Annotated in this window: 23 protein-coding genes; 8 read left to right on the top strand and 15 right to left on the bottom strand. The window is 70.8% G+C overall.

Annotation, left to right across the window (positions count from 1 at the left end; translation table 11 throughout):
* Positions 1-29 precede the first annotated feature (29 nt).
* Positions 30-1,397 carry an MFS transporter gene (locus ACFPLC_RS01440; protein ID WP_378198281.1) on the bottom strand — a complete coding sequence of 456 codons (1,368 nt, stop codon included), beginning with the start codon at positions 1,395-1,397 and terminating at the stop codon, positions 30-32.
* Positions 1,398-1,523: 126 nt separating this feature from the next.
* On the opposite strand from ACFPLC_RS01440, the gene ACFPLC_RS01435 reads away from it, so the two are divergent.
* Positions 1,524-2,114 carry a TetR/AcrR family transcriptional regulator gene (locus tag ACFPLC_RS01435; protein WP_378198283.1) on the top strand — a complete coding sequence of 197 codons (591 nt, stop codon included), beginning with the start codon at positions 1,524-1,526 and terminating at the stop codon, positions 2,112-2,114.
* On the opposite strand, the gene ACFPLC_RS01430 is transcribed toward ACFPLC_RS01435, so the two are convergent.
* Positions 2,088-2,252, bottom strand: a complete 165-nt coding sequence (locus tag ACFPLC_RS01430) for a DUF397 domain-containing protein (RefSeq protein ID WP_378198285.1) — start codon at positions 2,250-2,252, stop codon at positions 2,088-2,090. The two genes, ACFPLC_RS01435 and ACFPLC_RS01430, sit on opposite strands and share 27 nt — an antisense overlap.
* Positions 2,253-2,264: 12 nt before the next feature.
* Positions 2,265-3,098, bottom strand: a complete 834-nt coding sequence (locus ACFPLC_RS01425) for a helix-turn-helix domain-containing protein (protein ID WP_378198287.1) — start codon at positions 3,096-3,098, stop codon at positions 2,265-2,267.
* A gap of 78 nt (positions 3,099-3,176) precedes the next feature.
* On the opposite strand from ACFPLC_RS01425, the gene ACFPLC_RS01420 reads away from it, so the two are divergent.
* The 3 genes from ACFPLC_RS01420 to ACFPLC_RS01410 are packed head-to-tail and all read left to right on the top strand — an operon-like array spanning position 3,177 to position 4,287.
* Positions 3,177-3,371, top strand: coding sequence for an HC3 family zinc finger protein (locus ACFPLC_RS01420; RefSeq protein WP_191307665.1), 195 nt, complete (start codon positions 3,177-3,179; stop codon positions 3,369-3,371).
* Entirely contained in the window at positions 3,353-3,781 is a 429-nt protein-coding gene (locus ACFPLC_RS01415) for a hypothetical protein (protein ID WP_378198289.1), read from the top strand. Before ACFPLC_RS01420 ends, ACFPLC_RS01415 begins: the two co-directional genes overlap by 19 nt.
* A gap of 26 nt (positions 3,782-3,807) precedes the next feature.
* Positions 3,808-4,287, top strand: coding sequence for a DUF2127 domain-containing protein (locus ACFPLC_RS01410; RefSeq protein WP_378198291.1), 480 nt, complete (start codon positions 3,808-3,810; stop codon positions 4,285-4,287).
* 9 nt (positions 4,288-4,296) lie between these two features.
* Here ACFPLC_RS01410 and ACFPLC_RS01405 read toward each other — a convergent pair whose 3' ends face one another.
* The 3 genes from ACFPLC_RS01405 to ACFPLC_RS01395 are packed head-to-tail and all read right to left on the bottom strand — an operon-like array spanning position 4,297 to position 6,495.
* Positions 4,297-4,758, bottom strand: coding sequence for a cupin domain-containing protein (locus ACFPLC_RS01405; RefSeq protein WP_378198293.1), 462 nt, complete (start codon positions 4,756-4,758; stop codon positions 4,297-4,299).
* Positions 4,759-4,769: 11 nt separating this feature from the next.
* Complete coding sequence (locus ACFPLC_RS01400; protein WP_378198294.1) at positions 4,770-5,726, bottom strand: helix-turn-helix domain-containing protein; 957 nt, start codon at positions 5,724-5,726, stop codon at positions 4,770-4,772.
* A gap of 58 nt (positions 5,727-5,784) precedes the next feature.
* A complete protein-coding gene (locus ACFPLC_RS01395; RefSeq protein ID WP_378198296.1) occupies positions 5,785-6,495 on the bottom strand; it encodes a PP2C family protein-serine/threonine phosphatase in 711 nt (236 codons plus the stop codon).
* 90 nt (positions 6,496-6,585) lie between these two features.
* Here ACFPLC_RS01395 and ACFPLC_RS01390 point away from each other — a divergent pair, with 90 nt between their 5' ends.
* Complete coding sequence (locus tag ACFPLC_RS01390; RefSeq protein WP_378198298.1) at positions 6,586-7,320, top strand: AfsR/SARP family transcriptional regulator; 735 nt, start codon at positions 6,586-6,588, stop codon at positions 7,318-7,320.
* Here the strand turns inward: ACFPLC_RS01390 and ACFPLC_RS01385 are convergent.
* Positions 7,308-8,051 carry a hypothetical protein gene (locus ACFPLC_RS01385; protein ID WP_378198300.1) on the bottom strand — a complete coding sequence of 248 codons (744 nt, stop codon included), beginning with the start codon at positions 8,049-8,051 and terminating at the stop codon, positions 7,308-7,310. The genes ACFPLC_RS01390 and ACFPLC_RS01385 overlap by 13 nt on opposite strands.
* Positions 8,052-8,140: 89 nt before the next feature.
* On the opposite strand from ACFPLC_RS01385, the gene ACFPLC_RS01380 reads away from it, so the two are divergent.
* Complete coding sequence (locus ACFPLC_RS01380; RefSeq protein ID WP_378198302.1) at positions 8,141-8,569, top strand: nuclear transport factor 2 family protein; 429 nt, start codon at positions 8,141-8,143, stop codon at positions 8,567-8,569.
* A 26-nt stretch (positions 8,570-8,595) separates the two neighbouring features.
* Here the strand turns inward: ACFPLC_RS01380 and ACFPLC_RS01375 are convergent, their stop codons facing one another.
* The 6 genes from ACFPLC_RS01375 to ACFPLC_RS01350 all read right to left on the bottom strand — a co-directional run bounded on the left by ACFPLC_RS01375 (position 8,596) and on the right by ACFPLC_RS01350 (position 14,030).
* Positions 8,596-10,434: an ArnT family glycosyltransferase gene (locus ACFPLC_RS01375; protein WP_378198304.1), complete on the bottom strand. Its 1,839-nt coding sequence runs from the start codon at positions 10,432-10,434 to the stop codon at positions 8,596-8,598.
* Positions 10,434-11,690, bottom strand: coding sequence for a bifunctional glycosyltransferase family 2/GtrA family protein (locus tag ACFPLC_RS01370; RefSeq protein WP_378198306.1), 1,257 nt, complete (start codon positions 11,688-11,690; stop codon positions 10,434-10,436). Before ACFPLC_RS01370 ends, ACFPLC_RS01375 begins: the two co-directional genes overlap by 1 nt.
* Positions 11,691-11,759: 69 nt before the next feature.
* Positions 11,760-12,383 carry a hypothetical protein gene (locus ACFPLC_RS01365; protein WP_378235658.1) on the bottom strand — a complete coding sequence of 208 codons (624 nt, stop codon included), beginning with the start codon at positions 12,381-12,383 and terminating at the stop codon, positions 11,760-11,762.
* On the bottom strand, positions 12,380-12,646 hold the full coding sequence (locus ACFPLC_RS01360) for a hypothetical protein (RefSeq protein WP_378198309.1): 267 nt from the start codon (positions 12,644-12,646) through the stop codon (positions 12,380-12,382). Before ACFPLC_RS01360 ends, ACFPLC_RS01365 begins: the two co-directional genes overlap by 4 nt.
* 79 nt (positions 12,647-12,725) lie before the next feature.
* Positions 12,726-13,388 carry a Crp/Fnr family transcriptional regulator gene (locus ACFPLC_RS01355; RefSeq protein WP_378198311.1) on the bottom strand — a complete coding sequence of 221 codons (663 nt, stop codon included), beginning with the start codon at positions 13,386-13,388 and terminating at the stop codon, positions 12,726-12,728.
* A 21-nt stretch (positions 13,389-13,409) separates the two neighbouring features.
* Positions 13,410-14,030: a hypothetical protein gene (locus tag ACFPLC_RS01350; RefSeq protein ID WP_378198313.1), complete on the bottom strand. Its 621-nt coding sequence runs from the start codon at positions 14,028-14,030 to the stop codon at positions 13,410-13,412.
* A 236-nt stretch (positions 14,031-14,266) separates the two neighbouring features.
* Between ACFPLC_RS01350 and ACFPLC_RS01345 the strand changes: the two genes are divergently transcribed.
* On the top strand, positions 14,267-15,319 hold the full coding sequence (locus ACFPLC_RS01345) for a helix-turn-helix domain-containing protein (RefSeq protein WP_378198315.1): 1,053 nt from the start codon (positions 14,267-14,269) through the stop codon (positions 15,317-15,319).
* Positions 15,316-16,479, top strand: a complete 1,164-nt coding sequence (locus ACFPLC_RS01340; RefSeq protein ID WP_378198317.1) for a hypothetical protein — start codon at positions 15,316-15,318, stop codon at positions 16,477-16,479. The genes ACFPLC_RS01345 and ACFPLC_RS01340 overlap by 4 nt, the downstream gene beginning before the upstream one ends.
* Here ACFPLC_RS01340 and ACFPLC_RS01335 read toward each other — a convergent pair.
* Positions 16,424-16,981: a GNAT family N-acetyltransferase gene (locus ACFPLC_RS01335; RefSeq protein ID WP_378198319.1), complete on the bottom strand. Its 558-nt coding sequence runs from the start codon at positions 16,979-16,981 to the stop codon at positions 16,424-16,426. The two genes, ACFPLC_RS01340 and ACFPLC_RS01335, sit on opposite strands and share 56 nt — an antisense overlap.
* A 104-nt stretch (positions 16,982-17,085) precedes the next feature.
* On the bottom strand, positions 17,086-18,966 hold the full coding sequence (locus ACFPLC_RS01330; RefSeq protein ID WP_378235657.1) for an ArnT family glycosyltransferase: 1,881 nt from the start codon (positions 18,964-18,966) through the stop codon (positions 17,086-17,088).
* Positions 18,967-18,970 lie beyond the last annotated feature (4 nt).

Genomic DNA, 18,970 nt, shown 5'->3' with positions numbered 1-18,970 from the left:
TCCCCGGCACCGGGGAGGCCGTCACCCTTTCAGGCGCGGCGCAGCGCCGGGAGCATCGCGGCCACCCCCAGCGCGGCCACGATGAGCGGGACCACCAGGGCCGCCCGGAGGCCGCCGCTCGCGGTCACGGCCGAAACCACGCCGAGCGTGAGGGCCGGCCCGACCTGGAACGCCGTGTTCACCAGCCCGCCCGCCAGGCCCTGGTCGGCCGCCGGGACGCTGTCCGCCGCGGCCATCGTCAGCGGCCCGTAGGTGAGCGTGAAGGCCACCCCCACCAGCAGGAACGCCGGCAGCATCAGGGTCGCGTAGCCGCTGGAGGCGTCCAGGAACTGTAGCAGCGCGTACGCCGCCACCGATGCCACGAGACCCGCCAGCGCGACCCGGCCCGAGCCGTACCGGCCGACGAGGGGTGCGGCGATCCGCGGCGCGAGAAGGGCCACGACGACGCCGCTCGGGCACACTGCCAGGCCGGTTTCCAAAGCCGACCAGCCGCGGCCGTCCTGCAGGTACAGCGTGACGATGAACAGCGCGCCGACCCAGCCGCCGAGCAGCGACATCGCCGCGACGTTCGCGCGCACGAGCGGGCCGGACCGCAGGATTCCCAGCCGCAGCAGCGGGTTCGCCACCCGGCGTTCGAGCACGGCGAACACCGCGAGCAAAACCGCGACGGCCACCAGCGAACCCAGTGTCCGCACCGACGCCCAGCCCGCGTTCGGCGCCTCGACCAGTGTGAACACGAGCAGGAGCATCGCCGCGGTGATGGTCGCGGAACCGGCGACGTCGAACCCGCGGCCCGGCGCGGCGGCCGTGCGCGGGACGACGGCGAGCGCGCCGGCCAGCGTCGCCAGCGCGACGAGCACCGGCGCGTGGAACACCCACCGCCAGCTGACCTCGGTGAGCAGGCCGCCGGCGACGAGCCCGAGCGAGAAGCCGGTCGCGCCGGTGGCGGTGTAGATCGACAGCGCCTTGTTGCGCACCTGGCCCTCGGCGAAGCTGGTTGTGATGATCGAGAACCCGGCGGGCGCGCTGAACGCGGCGCTGATCCCGGTGACGAACCGCGCGGCGACCAACAGCGGGCCACTGGTGGCGAAGCCGCCGAGCGCGGTCGCGACGGCGAACACGGCGAGCGCCGCGATCAGCATCCGACGGCGGCCGAGCAGGTCGGCGGCGCGCCCGCCGAGCAGCAGGAAGCCGCCGAAACCGAGGACGTAGCCGCTGACCACCCACTGCAGCGAGCCGGTGGACATCCCGAGCTCGGCGCCGATGGAGGGCAGCGCGACACCCTTCATCGAGACGTCGAGCGCATCGAGGAACAGCGCTCCGCAGAGCACGAGCAGCAGGCCGCGCGCCCGCGGCGTGAGGCGGTCGTGGACCGCTGGTGCGGTGGAGACGGTCATGCAAAACCCCCAGACAAGTCGGACCGATCGGTCCCGGACCGAACGGTCCGAATCATGCTGGGACTTGTCCGGCCTTGTCAACCGCGATTTCGCGATGTGGACCATTCGGTCCGGTACGATTCGTCCATGCCCCGCAAACCGTCACCGGACGCCCGTGAGCGCATCCTCGAGACCGCCACCCGGCTGTTCAACTCCTACGGCGTGCACGCGGTGGGGATGCAGCAGATCATCGACGAGTGCGGGTGTGGCAAGAACCTGCTCTACAGCCAGTTCCCGAGCAAGGACGACCTGGTCGTGGCGTACCTGAGGCGCTGCAGCGGCGACTGGGACGACATCGTGGCCGGCGCCGCGGCGGCCGCGGGCAGCCCGGAGCGGCACCTGGTGGAGCTGGTGCGCGAGGTGGGGACGCGGGTCAACGAGCCGGGCACGCGGGGGTGCCCGCTGCGCACGACGTTCGCGGAGTTCCCGGACCGCGAGCACCCGGCCCACCGCGTGTCGCTGGACCACTTCATGAGGGTCCGGGCACAGCTGCGCGAGCTGGCGGCGGAGACGGCGGCCCCGGACCCGGAGCGCCTGGCGGACCGGATCATGTTCATCATCGACGGCCTGTACACGAACGGCCCGATCTTCGGCGGCGAAGGCGCGAAGGTGGCGGTGGCTTTCGCCGAAGACGTGGTGCGGACGGAGACCTCAGCGGAGCCGGTCGAGAGCCGCTGACCAGGCCTGCTGCGAGACGGTGAGCTGGCCGGCGGCGGGCGCTTTGCTGTCCCGGACGCCCACGGTGCCGTCGACCGCCACCTCGACGCAGTCGCCCGAATCGCCGCTGTGGGACGACTTGCGCCAATTCCGGTGCATCCAGGCCTCCGACTATCTCGCCACCTCCGCGATCAGGTCGCGGGAGGCTTCCTCGCTCAAAGCGATCCCGGAGAGCAGTTTACCAAGCCGTCGATGCGTGGCGACGTGATGCTCGTCGGAGAGAAAGGCGCTCCCGCCGTGGTATTCCAGGAAGATGACCGGCGGCAGGTCGTGATATTCGTAGAGCAGAAAGCTGCCCAGGAGGCCGGGGTGGTAGCCCTGGCCGGAGCGGACGATCCGCAGCGAGACGTTCGGCAGCCGCGACATCTCCAGCAGGTGATCGAATTGGTCGGACATGATGTCCTCCCCGCCCACCGGTTCACGGAGAGCGGTCTCGTAGATCATCGCCTTCAGCCGGGCCGGATCGGGGCGGGTGAGAATCTGCTGCCGGCCGAGCCGGACCTTGATCCGCGCATCGGCCTGTTCGATGGTGAGGTTGGAATTGCTCAGCAAAGTTCGGGCGTAGTCGGCGGTTTGCAGTAGCCCGGGAATGATGTTGAGCGCCCAGTTCGTGATCGTGGTCGCGGTTCGCTCGCATTCCAGCAGGCCGCTGAGTGGCGCGGGAATCTCCGGCGAACCGGAGGTGATCCAATCGGGCTCGCGAGCGCTATCCGCTAATTCAAGCAGATGCTTTTGCTGCTCGCCACTCACCTTGAAGAAGCCGAGGATCAGAGCCACGGCCGCGACTGGCGGCACCCGCAACCCTTTCTCCCACAACGAGAGCAGCTGTGGCGCAAAGCCGAGAATCCGCGCCAGCTTGCGCAGGCCCATTCCGTGTGACTCGCGCAGCTCGCGTAACCCGGCAGCCAACGTGCGCGCTCTGGGCGTCGAAGAAGTCGCTTTCATGGCTCGATAATACGGCCGCGGTTCGTCACACCCTCAGTGTGTTGGTGTCAACCGAACGCGACAGTTTCAATGGACATCATGTTGAGGTGGCAGCAGGCGGAGGGAAAGCGCCACGCGCTCGACGGGCCGTTCCCTCCGCGTCCGGAGGAACGGTTCGTGGCTTTGTGCGGGGAAGAAGTGACCGTGGCGGTGAAGGACGTTCCGCAGCTCGGGGGGAATTGGTTCGACCCGACGTGTACCGGGTGCGAGTCGGCGTGGCTGGCGCGGTGCTGATCGATGCCGAGGAGGACCGGCGGCTGCTGGAGCGCATCCGCGACCTGCACGCTTCGCTCGTTCCCGATCTGGCGTGGCTGGCGAGGACCGTCGGGGAGGAGCCGCCGCGGCCGGACATCCTGCGGGATCTGGGGGAGCGGCTCGCCGACCTCGGCGCGGACCTGATCACCCGCGCCGACGAGCTGGACGCCCAGGTCCGGGCGAGTCTCCCGGACCACGGCTGGCTCCCCGAAGCGGGCGCACGGCGGCGCGCGCTGGCCGTCGCCCACCAGGTCGGCCCGCACCCCCTCCGGTGCGGGCCGATCTTCCTCGCCGTCTGCGGCGCGGCCTGTTTCCCCTTTTACGGGACGGACCCGACGGGCCGGACAGCGCGCCACGAACGGTGCGAAAAGTGCCTCCACGTGCGCTGATCCGCCGTTTCTGCTGAGCTGGAGGCATGTCCGAGCAGAAAACGACGGCGACCGAGCGGTTCTTCCGGATCGCGATCGCGCTCAAGGGCCTCGACGGCGCGCTTCAGGTCGCCGGGGCGCTGATCCTCGCGTTCGTCCCGGCCTCGACGGTCAGCGGGTTCTCCCACGCCGTGATCACCCGCGACCTGCTCGGCGACCCGTCGGGCACGCTGGCGCGCCACCTCGAATCGGCGACGGAGAACTTCCTGCACGGCGACACCAAGACGTTCGCCGTCGCGTACCTGCTCGCCCACGGGCTGATCAAGCTCGGCCTGGTCTGGGCGCTGGCCCGCAAGATCGTCCGCGCCTACCCCGTGGCGGCGGTCATCCTCGCCGCTTTCGTCGTCTACGAGATCGTCCGCGCGGTGCACACGCACTCGATCGCGCTGCCGTTCTTCGCCGCGCTCGACGTGGTGATCATCGTGCTGGTGCTGAGGGAGTACCGGCAGCTCAAACGCGCGGCCTGAGAGGGCGCTTCACGAGGCGTATTCGTCCGAGATCTCCGTGGCGTACTTCTTCCACAGCGGTCCCATGGTCTCGGCGTTGACCGGCTGCCCGGAATCGATCATGGCCTTGAAGTCGCGGAAGTACTGCACGTACAGGTCCGGCGTGAAGGTGTTCAGCATGACCGCGTTCTCGTCGCCGATGTTGGCGAACGTGTGCGGCGCCCCGGTCGGCACGATGACCCAGGTGCCCGGCCCGGCGTCGTAGTGGTCCTCGCCGACGGTGAACCGGAACGTGCCCGCCAGCACGTAGAAGCCCTCGTCGTGCTGGGCGTGGCGATGCTGCAGCGGGCTCGGCGTGCCCGGCGGAATGGTGACCTCGGCGAACCCCAGCCGGTGGTCGGTGTGCTCGCCGTTCTCCAGGATGCGGATCTGCTGCGCCCCGCTGCCGAGGATCTCGCCCTCCCCGGGGCGGACGATGTTCACCTTCGCCATGACTGCTCCTGTCACTGTTGCCTGCCTTGGTCACCACCATCCTTTCCCGGGCCGGCGGTGCGCGTCTTGGTCGTCGGTGCACGGTTGCTGGTCACCAGTGCGCGGGCGGTGTAGCCGTACGTCGCCTTGAACAGCTTGCTGAAATGGGTGGGATCGGAGAAGCCCCACCGGGCGGCGACGGCGGTGACCGTACGTCCGCTTCCGGTCAGTTCGGCTCGGCAGCGCTCCAGGCGCCGACGGCGGATCAGGGCCGCGACGGTGAGCGGCTGGTCCTCGAACAGCTTGTGCAGCCGGCGCACCGAGATGTGGTGGGCGGCGGCGATGCCGGGCGGGGACAGTTCGGGATCGGCCAGCCGGGCCTCGATGTAGCCGGTGATCCGGTCCCGCAGCCGCTCGTCCGGGGCCGGTTGTCCATCGCCGAGCCGGGCTTCCAGCGCGACGGCGAGCAGCTCGACGACGGCCGCCGCCGACCGCAGCGCCTCCGCCTCGCGGAACCCGGTGGCCGACCGCGCCGACTCCCGGGCCAGCACGGAGACGAGCGCGCCCGGGCCGTGGCTGCCGTCGATGCGCACGCCGATGAGCCGGTCGATCTGCGCGTTCCGGATCCGGAGCTCCCGGCGCGGCACCAGGACGGTGACGTGCGCCGCGGCGGTGCTCTCGAACCGGAGCGTCCGCGTGGGATCGAGCAGCACCAGGTCGGCCGGCCCGAGTTCGGCCTCGCCCCGCCCTTGCTCGATCCGCGTCCGGCCCCGGGTCATCACCTTGACCGCGAGGTGCTCACCGTCGGAGGCGTCGCGCTCCCGAAGGATGCAGGCGCTCTCCGGCGTGTCGAGGGAGACCAGCCGCAGCGGCCCGAGGTCGCGGGTGGCGACCCGGCCCCGGAAGCCGGGCCCGGCCAGCTTGTTGACCAGCGGCGGAAAGCCGCTGGCGGCCAGCTCGTCCTGGAACGTCTCGAGATTGCCGATCACCGGTCAACTCTACCGGCGACACCTCTGGTCAGGCGGGTTACGAGACAGCCCTCAAGGTTCACGCGGCGACGGGAAATCGCACCGTGGTGCTGTCGACCTCCAGGGGTTCGACGTAGAGGGCGGTCGCGTTGTCCGAGCCGCCGCGGGCGAGCGCTGCTTCGACCAGCTCCGCGGCGCCCGTGCCGGGCCGCGCCAGCACCGCGCGGATGCCGCCGGCCGTCAGCGGCTTGTGGACGCCGTCGCTGGTCAGGAGCAGGCCCGGGCTCGTCGTCTCCGCCGTGCCGATCTCGTGCGCCTGCGCGGTGCGGACGCTGGTGGTGACGACGTGCTCCATCCGCGGCGTCACCGGCTGGTGGCGGGCGCGGAAGAACTCGGCGAGCGTGTGGTCGGTGGTCAGGCGGCCGAGCGTGGTGCCGTCCCAGGAGTACGCGCGGGCGTCACCCACCCAAGCGATGCGGTACCCGCCGTGCGCGGCCGGCATGGCGACGACGAGCACGGCGTCCCCGAGTGTCTGCTCGCGCACCGCGCGCTGCGCGGCCAGCACCGCCTCGACGGGTCCTTTGTGGACTGGCGTGCGGGCGGCGGCCGCGGCGGCGGTCCGGGCGGCGCGCGCGGCGGCGGGATCGTCCCCGACGCCGTCGGCGAGGGCGAACGCGATGCCGGGCCCGCCGGCGGCGGCGTACGCCCCGACGGCGTCGGCGTTGAGTGAGCGCGGCCCCTGCGCGCTCGCGGTGTGCCAGCGCGGGTAACCCGGACGTGTGGTGATCATCGCGGCCTCCTCGTCCCCTCTGCCTCCATGATCCGCGCCCAATCTGAGGCCCGGCTGAGATTTTCCGCGTACCGTGGGAAGGGGGTGGGGATGGAGTTCCGGATTCTCGGTCCGCTGGCCGTGTCGCGCGCCGACGGCCGCCCGGCCGTGCTCGGCGGGTGCAAGCCGCGGACGCTGTTGGCGGCGCTTCTGCTGGCCCGCGGGCGCGTGGTGCCGGACGAACGGCTGATTTCGCTGCTGTGGGGCGGCGAACGCCCCTCGACGGTCGACGCGCAGGTGTGCACGTACGTTTCCCGTCTGCGCAAGGCCCTCGGGTGTCCGGCGCGGCTCGTCCGCACCGGCGGCGGTTACCTGCTGGCGCCGGGCGGAACCGTCGACGCCGAGGAGTTCGAGCGGTTGACCGCCTCGGCGCACGACGAGCTGCGCGCGGACCGCCCGGCCCGCGCGGCGGCGCTGTTTCGCGCCGCACTGGAGCTGTGGCGCGGTCCGGTGCTCGCCGGCGTCGCCGAACCGCTCCGCGCGGGCGAGGCGGCGCGGTTCGACGAGCTGCGGCTGACGGCGCTGGAGGGCCGGCTCGAAGCCGAAATCACGTCGGGCGAACACCTGCGCGCGGTGCCCGACGCGACGGCGTTCGTCCTCGAGCACCCGATGCGGGAACGCGCGCGGGCCCTGCTCATGGCCGCGCTCTGCGCGAGCGGGCGGACGGCGGACGCGGTGGCGGTGTACCACCGCGGCCGCCGCCTCCTCGACGAGCGGCTGGGGATCGCGCCCGGGCCGGCGCTGCGGGCGGCCTACCAGCGGGCGCTGGACGCTCAGCCCGGGTAGGGCGCCGACCGGAAGTCGTGGTCGAGCTGATCGGGCGACCGCGGCAGCCAGTACCGGGCCAGCGCGCGCACCTGTTCGCGCGGCAGGCCCGGGTTGACGTGGCGGTGGTCGGGTTTCGCGATGGACTGCAGCGCCCAGGCGAACCCGATCATCGGGTGGAGCCGCGCCCACCGGTGCCGGTCGATGCCGAGGAACATCTGCGCCCGCAGGACGGAGTGCCAGAAGTGGTAGCCGCTCGGCGGGTTCCCGTTCATGGTGTGCACCTCCGACTCCTGCGGCTCCCGCCGCGGGTCGAAGAGGATGCCCTGTCCGAACGCGGCGAAGGCCTTGACCAGGCCGGCTTCGTCACCGCGGTAGAAGTGGTCGAAGTTGTCGAGCTGCAGCTTCGAAAGGACGCGCAAGGGCTGTTCGACGGGCTTGGCGAACTCGGCGTAGTTCCCGGGGTACGCCGGATCCCGGCTCAGCTCCAGCCACTTCGCGTACAGGCCTTCCGGAGCGTTCTGCTGGATGAAGGGCCAGAACACGTCGTAGGCGGCCTTGACTTCCGGGGAAAGGTGGTACAACGCGATTTCGTCGAGCTGGTACCAGAGTTCGTTGGCCCGGCGGTCCCCGAGCATCCCGGGCACGGGCGGCAACTCGCCGGCAGCGGCGGCGGTGCCCGTTGCGGCTCCGGTGAGCGCAACCCCGGCCACGGCGACGGCCCCGGCTTTGAGCAGGCTACGGCGATCCATGGTGTACCCCCCCCTGGGTCGGCGGCCCCCTGCCGCCGTCGCCGCCAAGATACGGACGATTTCTATACTTTCTCTGTAAGATCGTTTCCGTGGACGACTACCGCGCGTTGGAGAATTTGGTCTTTTCGTACGCGTCGCTGGTCGACGCGGGGGACTTCGCCGGCGTGGGCTCGTTGTTCGTGGAGGGCGCCTTCGTCGGCAGCGGTGGTGTGCTGCAAGGTGCGGCGGAGGTCGAGCGGATGCTGCGCGATTCGGTGATCGTGTACGAGGACGGGACCCCGCGCACGAAGCACGTGACTACGAACGTGGCGCTCGAGGTGTCGGAGGCGACGGCGTCGGGCCGGGCGTACTTCACGGTGCTGCAGGCGGTTCCCGGGTTCCCGCTGCAGACGATCGCGGCGGGTCGCTACGAAGACCGGTTCACCCGCGCCGAGGGCGGATGGCGGTTCACCGAACGCCGCGTCACCGTCGACCTCGTCGGCGACGTCAGCCACCACCTGCGCGCGAAAGGGCCGTGAGTCCGTTCACGGCCCCTTCGCGATCTTCAGCTCTGCAGGTCGTACACCGTCTGGCCGTCGACCGTGGTGGCGGTGAAGTTCGCCGTCACCCACTCCGTGATCTCCGACGATCCGCCGCCCGGGCCACCGCCCCGGCCGCCTTCGATGTAGTACTTGACTTCGCCCGCGGCCACGTACGCCTTGAACTCGGCCAACGTCGGTGCCGGGTCCGATCCGCTCCAGCCGCCGATGCCGATCACCGCCTTGCCGCTGGCCAATTCCAGCGATGCCGCGCTTTGCGAACCGGTGGTCGCCGCCGCCCACTTCGTCGTCGTCTTGGCCAGCAGGGTGCCGATCGCGCTCGACGACTCGTCGAAGCCGCCGCCGAAGCCGCCCATGGCGCTCGACGTCGGCCCGGAAGTCGGAATCGACCCGCTGTGCGCCACCGACGCCGTCTCGACGCCGTATGCCGCGGACGACACGCCGATCGTCAGGACCACCGCCGTCGCCACGACGGCCACCGCGCGGCGCGAAGCGGGCACGCCCATCACCAGCACCGTGCCCACCAGCACCCCGAGCACCGCGACGATCCAGCGCAGCGCCGGGAACCACTCGGGCGTCCGGTCCAGCAGGATGAACGACCACACCGCCGTGGCCACGACCATCCCGGCCAGCACCGCCCGCGGCGCCAGGTGCGCCCGGCCCTGCCACAGCGCGCGGCCCGAAATCGCGACCAGCGCGGCGATCGCCGGGACCAGCGCCACCGCGTAGTACGGGTGCACGGTGCCGCTCATGAAGCTGAACACCAGCGCCGTCACGACCAGCCAGCCGCCCCAGAGCACCAGCGCCGCCCGCGTCTTGTCCGTGCGCGGTGCGCGGCGGGTGAACCACAGCCCGGCGACCAGCCCGATCAACGCGGCCGGCAGCAGCCAGGAGATCTCCGTGCCGAAACTGGCGCCGAACATCCGGAACAGGCCCGTGGACCCGCCGAACCCGGTGTTGCCGCCCATGCCGCCGCCACCCATGCCGCCGCCGTTGCCCTCGCCGCCGAAGATGCGGCCCAACCCGTTGTAGCCCAACGCCAGTTCGAGCAGACTGTCCCCTTCGGACCCGCCGATGTACGGCCGCGAAGACGTAGGCCACAGGTCCACCAGCGCGATGAACCAGCCCGCCGAGACGACCAGCGCCACCACGGCGCCGCCGAGGTGCAGCAGCCGCTTGCCCAGCGACGTCGGCGCCGCGATCAGGTACACCAGGCCGAACGCGGGCAGCACCAGGAACGCCTGCAGCATCTTCGTCAGGAAGCCGAACCCGATCGCGGCGCCGGCCAGCGCCAGCCACCGCGGGCTCGCCTTTTCCGTGGCGCGCACGACAAAGTAGGCACCCGCGACCATCAGCAGCACCAGCAGCGCGTCCGGGTTGTTGAAGCGGAACATCAGCGCCGCGACCGGCGTCACCGCCAGCACCGCCCCGGCCAGCAGCCCGGCGACCGGGCCGGAAACCCGCTTCACCGTCAGGTACAGGATCCCGACGGACGCGACCCCCATCAGCGCCTGCGGGGCCAGCACCGTGAAACTCGAGAAGCCGAAGATCCGGGCGAACGCCGTGCCGACCCACAGGGCCGCGGGCGGCTTGTCGACCGTCAGCACGTTCCCCGAGTCCAGCGACCCGAACAGCCACGCCTTCCAGCTCTGCGTCCCGGACTGGACGGCGGCGGCGTAGAAGGAGTTCCCGTAGCCGGACGCGGTGAGGTTCCAGAAGTACAGCACGGCGGTCGCGGCCAGCAGCCCGAACGCGGCCGGGCGGACCCAGCGCGGCGGCGCGTGCGCGGCGGATTCCTTGCGGTGCCGGGGTTCGGAAACCGGGGCGGGCAGGACGGTGGTCATCAGGACTCCTTCTGGGTGATGGCCTGACGCCGCGGGTGGAACACCCAGCCGCGCAGGAGCAGGAACCGGAGCACCGTGGCGGCGAGGTTCGCCAGCACCAGCACGGTGAGCTCCAGGACGAGGCCGGGGGTGGTGGTTCCGTTGAGCAGGGCCAGCGAGCCGCTGGTGAGTGCGAGCCCGAGGCCGAACACGAGCAGCCCTTCGAACTGGTGCCGCCCGGCGCCGGCGCGGCCGCGGATGCCGAACGTGAGCCGCCGGTTCAGCGCGGTGTTCCCGATCGCCGTCACCAGCAGCGCGGCGAAGTTGGCCGGCTGCGCGCCGACAACCGTGCGCAGCAGCAGGAAGAGCACGAGGTAGGCGAGCGTGCTGCTGACGCCGATCGCGGCGAACCGCACCAGCTGCGTCACCAGTCGCGGCGGCACGCCCGGCGCGTCGACGCCGATCGGCTGCCTGCCGAGCTGTTCGCGCAGCCGGCTGATCGGGATCTCCCCGGTGAACGTGGCCTTGGTGACGCGGGCGATGCCCTTGAGGTCCTCGGTGGCCGTCTTCACGATGTTGACCGACGAGTCGGGGTCGTCGACCCAGTCGACGGGCACCTCGTGGATCCGCAGCCCGGCGCGCTGGGCCAGGACGAGCAGCTCGGTGTCGAAGAACCACCCGGTGTCCACGACGTGCGGCAGCAGTTCACGGGCGACGTCGGCGCGGATGGCCTTGAAGCCGCACTGCGCGTCGCTGAACTTCGCGGCCAGCGTCGAGCGGAGGATCAGGTTGTAGCAGCGGGAAATGAACTCGCGCTTCGGCCCGCGCACCACTCGCGCCCCCCGGGCGAGCCTGCTGCCGATGGCGAGATCCGAGTGTCCGGACAGCAGAGGGGCGATGAGCGGCCCGAGCGCGGCGAGGTCGGTGGAGAGGTCGACGTCCATGTAGGCGAGCACGGCCGCGTCGGAGGCCTGCCACACCGCGTTGAGCGCGCGCCCGCGGCCCTTCTCGGCGAGGTGGCAGACCGCCACTTCGGGGAACTCCCGGGCCAGTCTTTCGGCCACCTGCAGCGTCGCGTCGGTGCTGGCGTTGTCTGCGACGGTGATCCGGTACGGGTAGGAGACGTGGTCGGCCAGGTGCGCGTGCAGCCGTCGGATGCACGGTTCGAGGTCGGCCTCTTCGTTGTAGACCGGGATGACGACGTCGAGAACGGGCTGCGGGCCGGCCAGGTCGACCGGGCCGGTCCCGGGCCGCGATGCGGGGGCGGTGGCTGTCATGCCCCCACGATCGCGGCCGCCGCTTTGGTGATCGTGTGTTCTCTCTGTGCGGTTCCTGTGCGGGCGTGCTCAGCTGTGCGCGCGCAGCGGAACCACGTTGCTCGGCAAAGAAGCACGACCCGGTTCCCGCTTCGGGGCCGTCGGGCTGATCGTCAGCGTCACCAGGCTCGCGTACGTCGGGTGGCGGTCGACGTACACCTCCGGCACCCCGCAGGCGGCGGCCAGCACCGTGCGGTTGCGGTGCAGGTGCTCGAACGCCTCGCGGCCGAACAGCGACACCACGATGTCGCCGCCGCGGGGGCGGCTCCACAGGATCACCGGGAGGCGGCCGCCGGGCAGGCGCAGCCGGGGGAACACCGCTCGCAGCCGGTGCTGCAGGCGGATCGCGTGGATCCGGGCGCGCACCTGGCGGCGCCGCAGCACCGCCAGCCCGAGCGCGGTGGCGAGGACGGCCGACGCCCACAGCGGGCCGGCCCACAGCGCGAAGGTCACCAGGCCGTAGGGGAGCAGCGTCACGGCCAGGATTTCCCACCGCCAGTGGTAGATCCGCAATGGGAAGGTCGGGGGCGAGCTGGTCATTTCCGTGCTCCTTTCGGTCGGACGGCGGCGGAAGAGGCCGCCGAGGTGGCGCAGGAGACGTCCGGCACCGCTAGCCAGCACGAGGGCGGCGACGATGACCGGCCCGGACGTCATGTCGGGATCCGCGTCTTCGGGGCGGGCTCGGGTTCGCGGTCACGGCCGAGCTGCCAGGTCCAGCGCCAGCCGGCCCAGATCGCGACGGCGGAGCCCACCAGGACGAGCACGAAGGCCTGCCCCACCAGCCCGTCGAGCGGGGCGAGCCGCAACAGCACCAGCAGCGCCCAGAGCTGGGACGCGGTGAAGGGGATGACGAGACCGGCCGCGTAGACGCCCCGGCGCCAGCGGCTCCGGCCCGGTGCAGTGGTGTAGGGGTCCATGAAAGCCCTCCTCTGCCGTGGATCCAGGAAACCTCCGGCTCGCCGAGTCCTGTGTGTCAGCTGACACACAGCGCGGGATTCAGCTCGCCAGTCGTCGGAGTTCGGCCATGCGGTGGATCGTCACCTGTCTTCTGCCGGTGCTGATCACCCCTCGGCGGCGCAGATCGCGCGTCGCACGCGCCCACGACTCCCGTGAGATCGCCGCGGTCATCGCCAGTTCGGCCTGGGTGGCCGGGACGGCGATCCGGATGTCGTCCCCGCGCGGCACCCCGTGCTGGACGGCCAGCTGCATGAGCTGCGCCGCCACCCGCCGCGCCGCGGCCCCGCCGCCGACGTCCAACCACTGCCTGCCGACCGACCGCAGCCGCGCCGAAAGCACGAGCAGCAGCGCCCAGGAGATCCGCGACCGCGTCCGGCACAGGGCGGCGAACCGGTCGCCCGGGATCTCGAGCACGTCGAGTTCGTCCAGCGCCTCGACGGTCGCCGAGCGCGGCAGGTCGTCGATCGCGGCGAGTTCGCCGATGACGTCCCCGGCCCCGCGCACCCCGACGACGACGTCGCGTCCGTCCGGCGTGCCGTGGACGATCCGCACGTGCCCGGACAGCAGCACCAGCACGACACGGGAGAGGTCGCCTTCCCGGCACACGGCCTGCCCGCGCCGGTAGGAGCGCCGCGTGGCGGATTCCGCCACCTTGCGGCGATCGGCCGGGGCCAGGTCGGCCCAGAAGCCCGTCGGTTCCACGATCCCCACCTCTTTTTCGTGCTACGCGGTCATGTCCTCCTGGCCCCCGGCGCCTTCGGGGGTGTGCAGCCATCCGCGGAGCCGCTGGGTGCCGACCTTGATCGGCACCGCCTGGGAGTACGCGGTGTGATCGATCCCCGGGTAGCCGTGCCGGACGACCGAGCGGTGCATCTCCGGGGAGATGACGAGCACGAGCGGGGCGGTCGTGACGCTCAGCTGCCGCCGCAGTTCCCGCGCGTCGACGAAGCGGCAGACGATGTCGACGTCCTCGCCGTACGGGCCCCGGCTGTCGTAGTGCACTTCGCCGGCGTGCACGGCGACCCGGAGCCGGAAGGCGAGCTCGGGATGGCTCTCGGCGTGCTTGTCCAGCAGTTCGGCCAGGGTCGGGACGACGGTGGTGAGCAGCACCGGCTTCGGCGCCTGGTCGACCGGCCGGACCAGGCACAGCGCGCCGTCGCCCCGGTCGACGAACCCGTCGCGGAACTTCTTGGTGATCCCGCCGGCCAGGAAGGCCTCGTCCAGCAGCTCGAAAAGGACGGTGCGGAGCCGGGCCCTGGCCGGATTCGTCCGCGTCGTCGAGCCTGCGATGTCGACCGCCACCATGACGCGGTGGAGCGGGACGTGGTGCGCTGGAGTACTCATGGCCTGCTCCTGCCTTCAGATTGAAAACTGAAGTTCAGTCGACTTGACTGTAGGTGCTGGAGTGCCCTGGAACAACTGAGGTGAATCGGGTGTTATCTGTTTGGGGCATGGTTATTTCCTGCGAGGTAACGGTTCAGTCCCAGCTGAAGCGAGCCGCCGATCGGTCTTCGACTCGCAAGGAGTAGTATCTGTGCCCTCGCCCACGGTACTGAAATTTCCTGAAGGGTGGCGGATCCGTGTCCCCAGCCGCGCCGCGGCCTGCGCTAGCGCGCCGTCTCAAGGAGCTCCGGGAGGCGCACTGGCCGGATGCTGGCCTCACGCAGAGCCAGCTCGCCAAGGCGCTCGGTGACGTCAGCGTCTCCCTGATCTCGTCGTGGGAGAAGGTCGAGAAGCCCGTCCGTCCGCCGGTCAAGCGGCTCGAATCCTACGCGACCTTGTTCGCGACCCGGCGTTCCCTGGAAGGCGGCCGCGTTCGTATCCTCCCGCTCGATCATCTGACGGACGAGGAGCAGTTCGAGCGCAAAAAGCTCCTGGAAGAGCTGCTGCGGCTGCGCGAGGGGCGGGAGGCGGCGGTGAATTCGGTGACCGACATCTGGACCTACCCCACCGGTGAGGACGTCACCATCGTCTGTGCCGAACTGCCCCGTGAGCTGCGGGTTCACCTCGAGTACGTGGATCCGGAGAGTGCCGATTTCGTCACGCTCTACACTTACGCCGATCCGGACGCCTTGATCGAACTCTACGGGCACATCCGGGCGAAAAATCCTGAAAACCAAGTCAGCTTCCGCAAGACCGAGGAGCTGACGCCCGACGACTACACCACGCACCTCGTACTCCTGGGTGGTGTGGACTGGAACACCGTCACCCGCGACGTGATCGAGCGCGTGGAGCTGCCGGTGGAACAGGTCGCTCGTGCCGACGAAGCTCCGACCAGCGACCCTGGCGGCTTCCGGGTGGAGCGTGACGGCGGGAGCGTGCTCTTCTCGCCTCTCCTGGACAGCGAAGGTCACCTGTTGGAAGACGTGGCACATTTCTATCGGGGAGTGAGTCCGTTCAACCGGAAGCGCTCCGTGACCGTGTGCAATGGTATGTACGGTCGTGGCACTCTCGGCGTGGTCCGCGCGCTGACCGATCGCAGGTTCCGCGATCGCAACGGCGACTACTTGCGGACGAGGTTCGCCGGGATGAAGTCGTTCAGCATCATCAGTCGGGTCCCCGTGATCAAGGGCAAGGGACTGACCCCGGACTGGACGCTGCCGGAAAATCGGCTGCACGAGTGGCCCGTATGACCGCGCGGCAGCACACTTCGCACCGGGATCTGCTGACGTCCTTCCCGACGGGTGCCGCGCACGAGCGTCTCGACGCGATCATCGTGCCCAACGGCCGCCCGCCCGGCTACCTGCTGCAGGCCATTGAAGCGGCGGGGCGCCTCGATGCCCACCTGCTGCTTCTGTGCAGCTTGCGGGCCGAGGCGGTCTCGGCGGCCGCGCGAGCGAGGCAGTCCGGGGTGGCGGTGACCGCCATCGACGTCACTCAGCTTCCCCACTCGGTCGTGCCGGAGTTCGCCACGGACAGGTTGCTGCTGCGCAACGACCTGCACCGGTTGGTGGACACAAGTCTCAAGCGGAACCTGGGCCTCCTCATCGCACGTCTGGCCGGTTGGGAACGCATCCTCTTCCTGGACGACGACATCGCCCTGCCGGACCCGGCGGACCTCACCACGGCGGCCGGCCTCCTCGACGACTACGCCGTCGTGGGGCTCGCCAACGGCGGGATGCCGGACAACTCCGTCGTCTGTCACGCACTCCGGTACATCGGGGCCGCGCAGGACACCTTCATCGGCGGCGGTGCGCTCGTGGTGGGCAAGGCGGCGTTCGACTCGTTCTTCCCGAACATCTACAACGAAGACTGGTTCTTCCTGCTCGACGGGGAGAAGATGCGGCCTTCGGCGGTCACCGGGCTGGCGGTCCAACATCTCTACGATCCGTTCCGCGACGCATGGCGCGCACGTGGCGAGGAGCTGGGCGACACCCTCGCCGAGGGCCTGTTCGGCCTGCTGGACGGCGGTGACGGGCTCGCCGCGGCGGACGAGGACTACTGGAACGCGTTCCTGCCCGATCGGCGCGAGCTCATCGGCAGCACCATCGCGCGGGTGCAGGAGTCCGACGTCGAATCCGCCCAGAAGGCCAGGATCATCGCCGCGCTCAAGGCGGCGATCGGCCGCAGTCACCGGATCACGGCGGACCTTTGCGTGCGCTACGTCCGCGCCTGGCAGCGGGACCGGATCAGTTGGGGCGAGTACGTCCGTGAGCTCGACGTCCGGCACCGGAACGGGCCAGACCTCGGAAAAGCCCTCGCCACCCTGGGGATCAACCACCTCGCGGAGTCGGGCCTCAACACCCGCGCGAAACGCCGATCGGCCTCGGCTCGGTCCGGGGCGCGGGGGTGACCGGCACGAGGTCTTTAACCAGCACGTAGCAGTCCTCGGGCTCTTCCAGGACCCGGCCGTCCGGCAAGGTCGCCCGCGCGTAGCAGACGATCTTGCCGTGACCCCAGTCCCGATAGCCCAGCCGCGTGTAGAGGCGGGCCGCGGCTGGGTTGTCGGTGCGCACACCGAGTGCGACCCGGTCCCGGCCTCGTTCGGCGAGGTACTGCTCGACGGCCTCGACCAGCGCCGCCCCGACGCCAAGATTGCGCAGTTCGGGGTGGACCTGAAGGTGGGTAAGCAGGGCGACACCCGGCAGGTGCCGCCGGATCGGCCGCTCTTCGGCCTGCTCCAGCCACAGGTAGACGTCGCCGGCCGGGCGGGTGCCGAGCCAGGCGAAGAAGAGCACGCCGAGGCCGTTGTGCTGGCGCCTCAGGCGATCGACGATGAAGTTCCCATCGTCGATGGCGGCGGCGAACGGGAGCAGGTCTGCGAAGCGGGCCGGCCGTACATAGGGCTCGGTCATCTGCAGGAACTCCTGTCCGGCGGGGGCGCCTCTCAGTGTGCCGGAGCCGCCTGGTCCTTGACCAGGCCGACGGCTCCGGATACTGCTTTAGTCGGTGGGCCTGCTCAGCGGGTCGCCGTGAGATCGACGACCGTTACACCGTCCACAGTGGACGACTGATAGGTCGTCGCCACCCACTCGGCGATTTCCTGGGCCGCGTCCGAGCCGCTCGACCCCTGCATCGTCATGCCCTCGCCCAGGAAGTAATGGATCCGCCCCTCGGCCACGTACTGCTGGAACTGCGCCAGCGTCGGGTACGGGTCCGTCCCGTTGAAGCCGCCCACGGCCAGCACCGGTGCCCCTGAAGCCAGCTGGTAGCCCGCCGCCGCGTTCGACAGCACCGTGGCCGCCGTCCAGGTGTACTTCGCTGAGTCCTTCTGGAGCAACGCGGTCAGCGAGGCGCCCGGCGTCGTCGTGGTCAGGAGTGCTCCCGGGCCGCCGCCGCGACCGCCGCCGAAGCCGCCCGGGCCGCCGAAGCCGCCGGGGCCCCGGCCGCCGAAGCCGGACGACGGCCCGGCCGCGGGGATCGCGCCGCTGTGGGGTGTCGCCGCCGTCGCCACCGTGTACGCTCCCGTGCCCAGCAGCGTCACGACCAGCGAAAAGGCGGCCACGGCCGCCGCTGCCCCGCGGGTCAGGTGCGTGGCGAAGAACAGCGCCACCGCCGCCAGGAGGCCGCCCACCAGGACCGTCGGGGCCAGCCACGGCTGCCACGACGAGTCCAGGAGCAGGTACGCCGTCAGCGCCGTCACCGCGACACCGCCGCTGAGCAGCCCCGAGGCCACCGGGTGGGCGCGCAGGCGCCACAGCTGGACCGCCGCCGTCCCGGTCAGCGCGGCGATCGCCGGGGCCAGGGCCACTGTGTAGTACGGGTGGATGATCCCGCTCATGTAGCTGAACACCAGCGCCGTCACCAGCAGCCACCCGCCCCACAGCAGCAGGGCCGCGCGGGAGGCGTCCGTGCGCGGGGCCCGGCGGGTGAACCACAGACCCGCTCCCAGCGCCACCAGCGCCGCCGGCAGCAGCCAGGCGATCCCGCCCGCCATTTCGCTACCGAACAGCCGGGTCAGGCCCGTCGAACCCCAGCCGCGGCCCGCGCCGCCGCCGACGCTGCCCACTTCGTCGCCGGTGAGGCGGCCGAAGCCGTTGTAGCCGAACACCAGCTCCCAGAGCGAGTTCGTCTGGGAGCCGCCGATGTACGGCCGGGAAGCCGCCGGCCACAGCGCGACCACCACCAGGTACCAGCCTGCCGCCACGAGGACCGAGACGAGCGCGCCGAGCAGGTGCAGCAGCCGCTTGCCGAGCGACACGGGAGCAGCGATCAGGTAAGCGAGCGCGAACGCGGGCAGGACCAGGAACGCCTGCAGCATCTTCGCCAGGAAGCCGAAGCCGACCGCGACGCCGGCCAGCGCGAGCCAGCGGGGGCTCGCCTTCTCGCACGCGCGCACCACGCAGTACGCCGCCGCGACCAGCAGCAACACGAGCAGCGCGTCCGGGTTGTTGAAGCGGAACATCAGCGCCGCGGCGGGCATTAGGGCCAGCACCAGGCCCGCGACCAGCCCGGCCGCCGGGCCCGACGTGCGGCGGACCGTCGCGTGCAGCAGCCAGACCGAACCCACGCCCATCAGCGCCTGCGGCACCAGGATGCTCCACGCGTTGACGCCGAACAGCCGCGCCGACAGGCCCATCACCCACAGCGCGGCCGGGGTCTTGTCGACGGTGATCGCGTTCGCCGCGTCGCTGGAACCGAAGAACAGCGCCTTCCAGCTCTGTGAACCCGCCTGCGCGGCCGCCGAGTAGAACGCGTTGGCCCAGCCGGAAGCCCCGAGGCCCCACAGGTAGAGCACGGCGGTGCCGAGCAGGAGGACGGCCAGGAGCGGCCGGTGCCACGAACGGCGGAAAGGAACGGGAGAGGTCACGGCAGGTTCGCGGGACGCGAGAACGGTCATGGAC

Source organism: Amycolatopsis plumensis (assembly GCF_042652605.1).
Lineage (GTDB): Bacteria > Actinomycetota > Actinomycetes > Mycobacteriales > Pseudonocardiaceae > Amycolatopsis > Amycolatopsis plumensis.
This window is presented reverse-complemented; position numbering and strand designations above follow the sequence as displayed.

Excerpts from the sequence above, each read along its gene's own strand:
- ACFPLC_RS01440 (WP_378198281.1), bottom strand. The coding sequence starts at position 1,397 with ATGACCGTCTCCACCGCACCAGCGGTCCACGACCGCCTCACGCCGCGG.
- ACFPLC_RS01435 (WP_378198283.1), top strand. The coding sequence starts at position 1,524 with ATGCCCCGCAAACCGTCACCGGACGCCCGTGAGCGCATCCTCGAGACC.
- ACFPLC_RS01430 (WP_378198285.1), bottom strand. The coding sequence starts at position 2,252 with ATGCACCGGAATTGGCGCAAGTCGTCCCACAGCGGCGATTCGGGCGAC.
- ACFPLC_RS01425 (WP_378198287.1), bottom strand. The coding sequence starts at position 3,098 with ATGAAAGCGACTTCTTCGACGCCCAGAGCGCGCACGTTGGCTGCCGGG.
- ACFPLC_RS01420 (WP_191307665.1), top strand. The coding sequence starts at position 3,177 with ATGTTGAGGTGGCAGCAGGCGGAGGGAAAGCGCCACGCGCTCGACGGG.
- ACFPLC_RS01410 (WP_378198291.1), top strand. The coding sequence starts at position 3,808 with ATGTCCGAGCAGAAAACGACGGCGACCGAGCGGTTCTTCCGGATCGCG.
- ACFPLC_RS01405 (WP_378198293.1), bottom strand. The coding sequence starts at position 4,758 with ATGGCGAAGGTGAACATCGTCCGCCCCGGGGAGGGCGAGATCCTCGGC.
- ACFPLC_RS01395 (WP_378198296.1), bottom strand. The coding sequence starts at position 6,495 with ATGATCACCACACGTCCGGGTTACCCGCGCTGGCACACCGCGAGCGCG.
- ACFPLC_RS01390 (WP_378198298.1), top strand. The coding sequence starts at position 6,586 with ATGGAGTTCCGGATTCTCGGTCCGCTGGCCGTGTCGCGCGCCGACGGC.
- ACFPLC_RS01385 (WP_378198300.1), bottom strand. The coding sequence starts at position 8,051 with ATGGATCGCCGTAGCCTGCTCAAAGCCGGGGCCGTCGCCGTGGCCGGG.
- ACFPLC_RS01375 (WP_378198304.1), bottom strand. The coding sequence starts at position 10,434 with ATGACCACCGTCCTGCCCGCCCCGGTTTCCGAACCCCGGCACCGCAAG.
- ACFPLC_RS01370 (WP_378198306.1), bottom strand. The coding sequence starts at position 11,690 with ATGACAGCCACCGCCCCCGCATCGCGGCCCGGGACCGGCCCGGTCGAC.
- ACFPLC_RS01365 (WP_378235658.1), bottom strand. The coding sequence starts at position 12,383 with ATGACGTCCGGGCCGGTCATCGTCGCCGCCCTCGTGCTGGCTAGCGGT.
- ACFPLC_RS01360 (WP_378198309.1), bottom strand. The coding sequence starts at position 12,646 with ATGGACCCCTACACCACTGCACCGGGCCGGAGCCGCTGGCGCCGGGGC.
- ACFPLC_RS01350 (WP_378198313.1), bottom strand. The coding sequence starts at position 14,030 with ATGAGTACTCCAGCGCACCACGTCCCGCTCCACCGCGTCATGGTGGCG.
- ACFPLC_RS01340 (WP_378198317.1), top strand. The coding sequence starts at position 15,316 with ATGACCGCGCGGCAGCACACTTCGCACCGGGATCTGCTGACGTCCTTC.
- ACFPLC_RS01335 (WP_378198319.1), bottom strand. The coding sequence starts at position 16,981 with ATGACCGAGCCCTATGTACGGCCGGCCCGCTTCGCAGACCTGCTCCCG.
- ACFPLC_RS01330 (WP_378235657.1), bottom strand. The coding sequence starts at position 18,966 with ATGACCGTTCTCGCGTCCCGCGAACCTGCCGTGACCTCTCCCGTTCCT.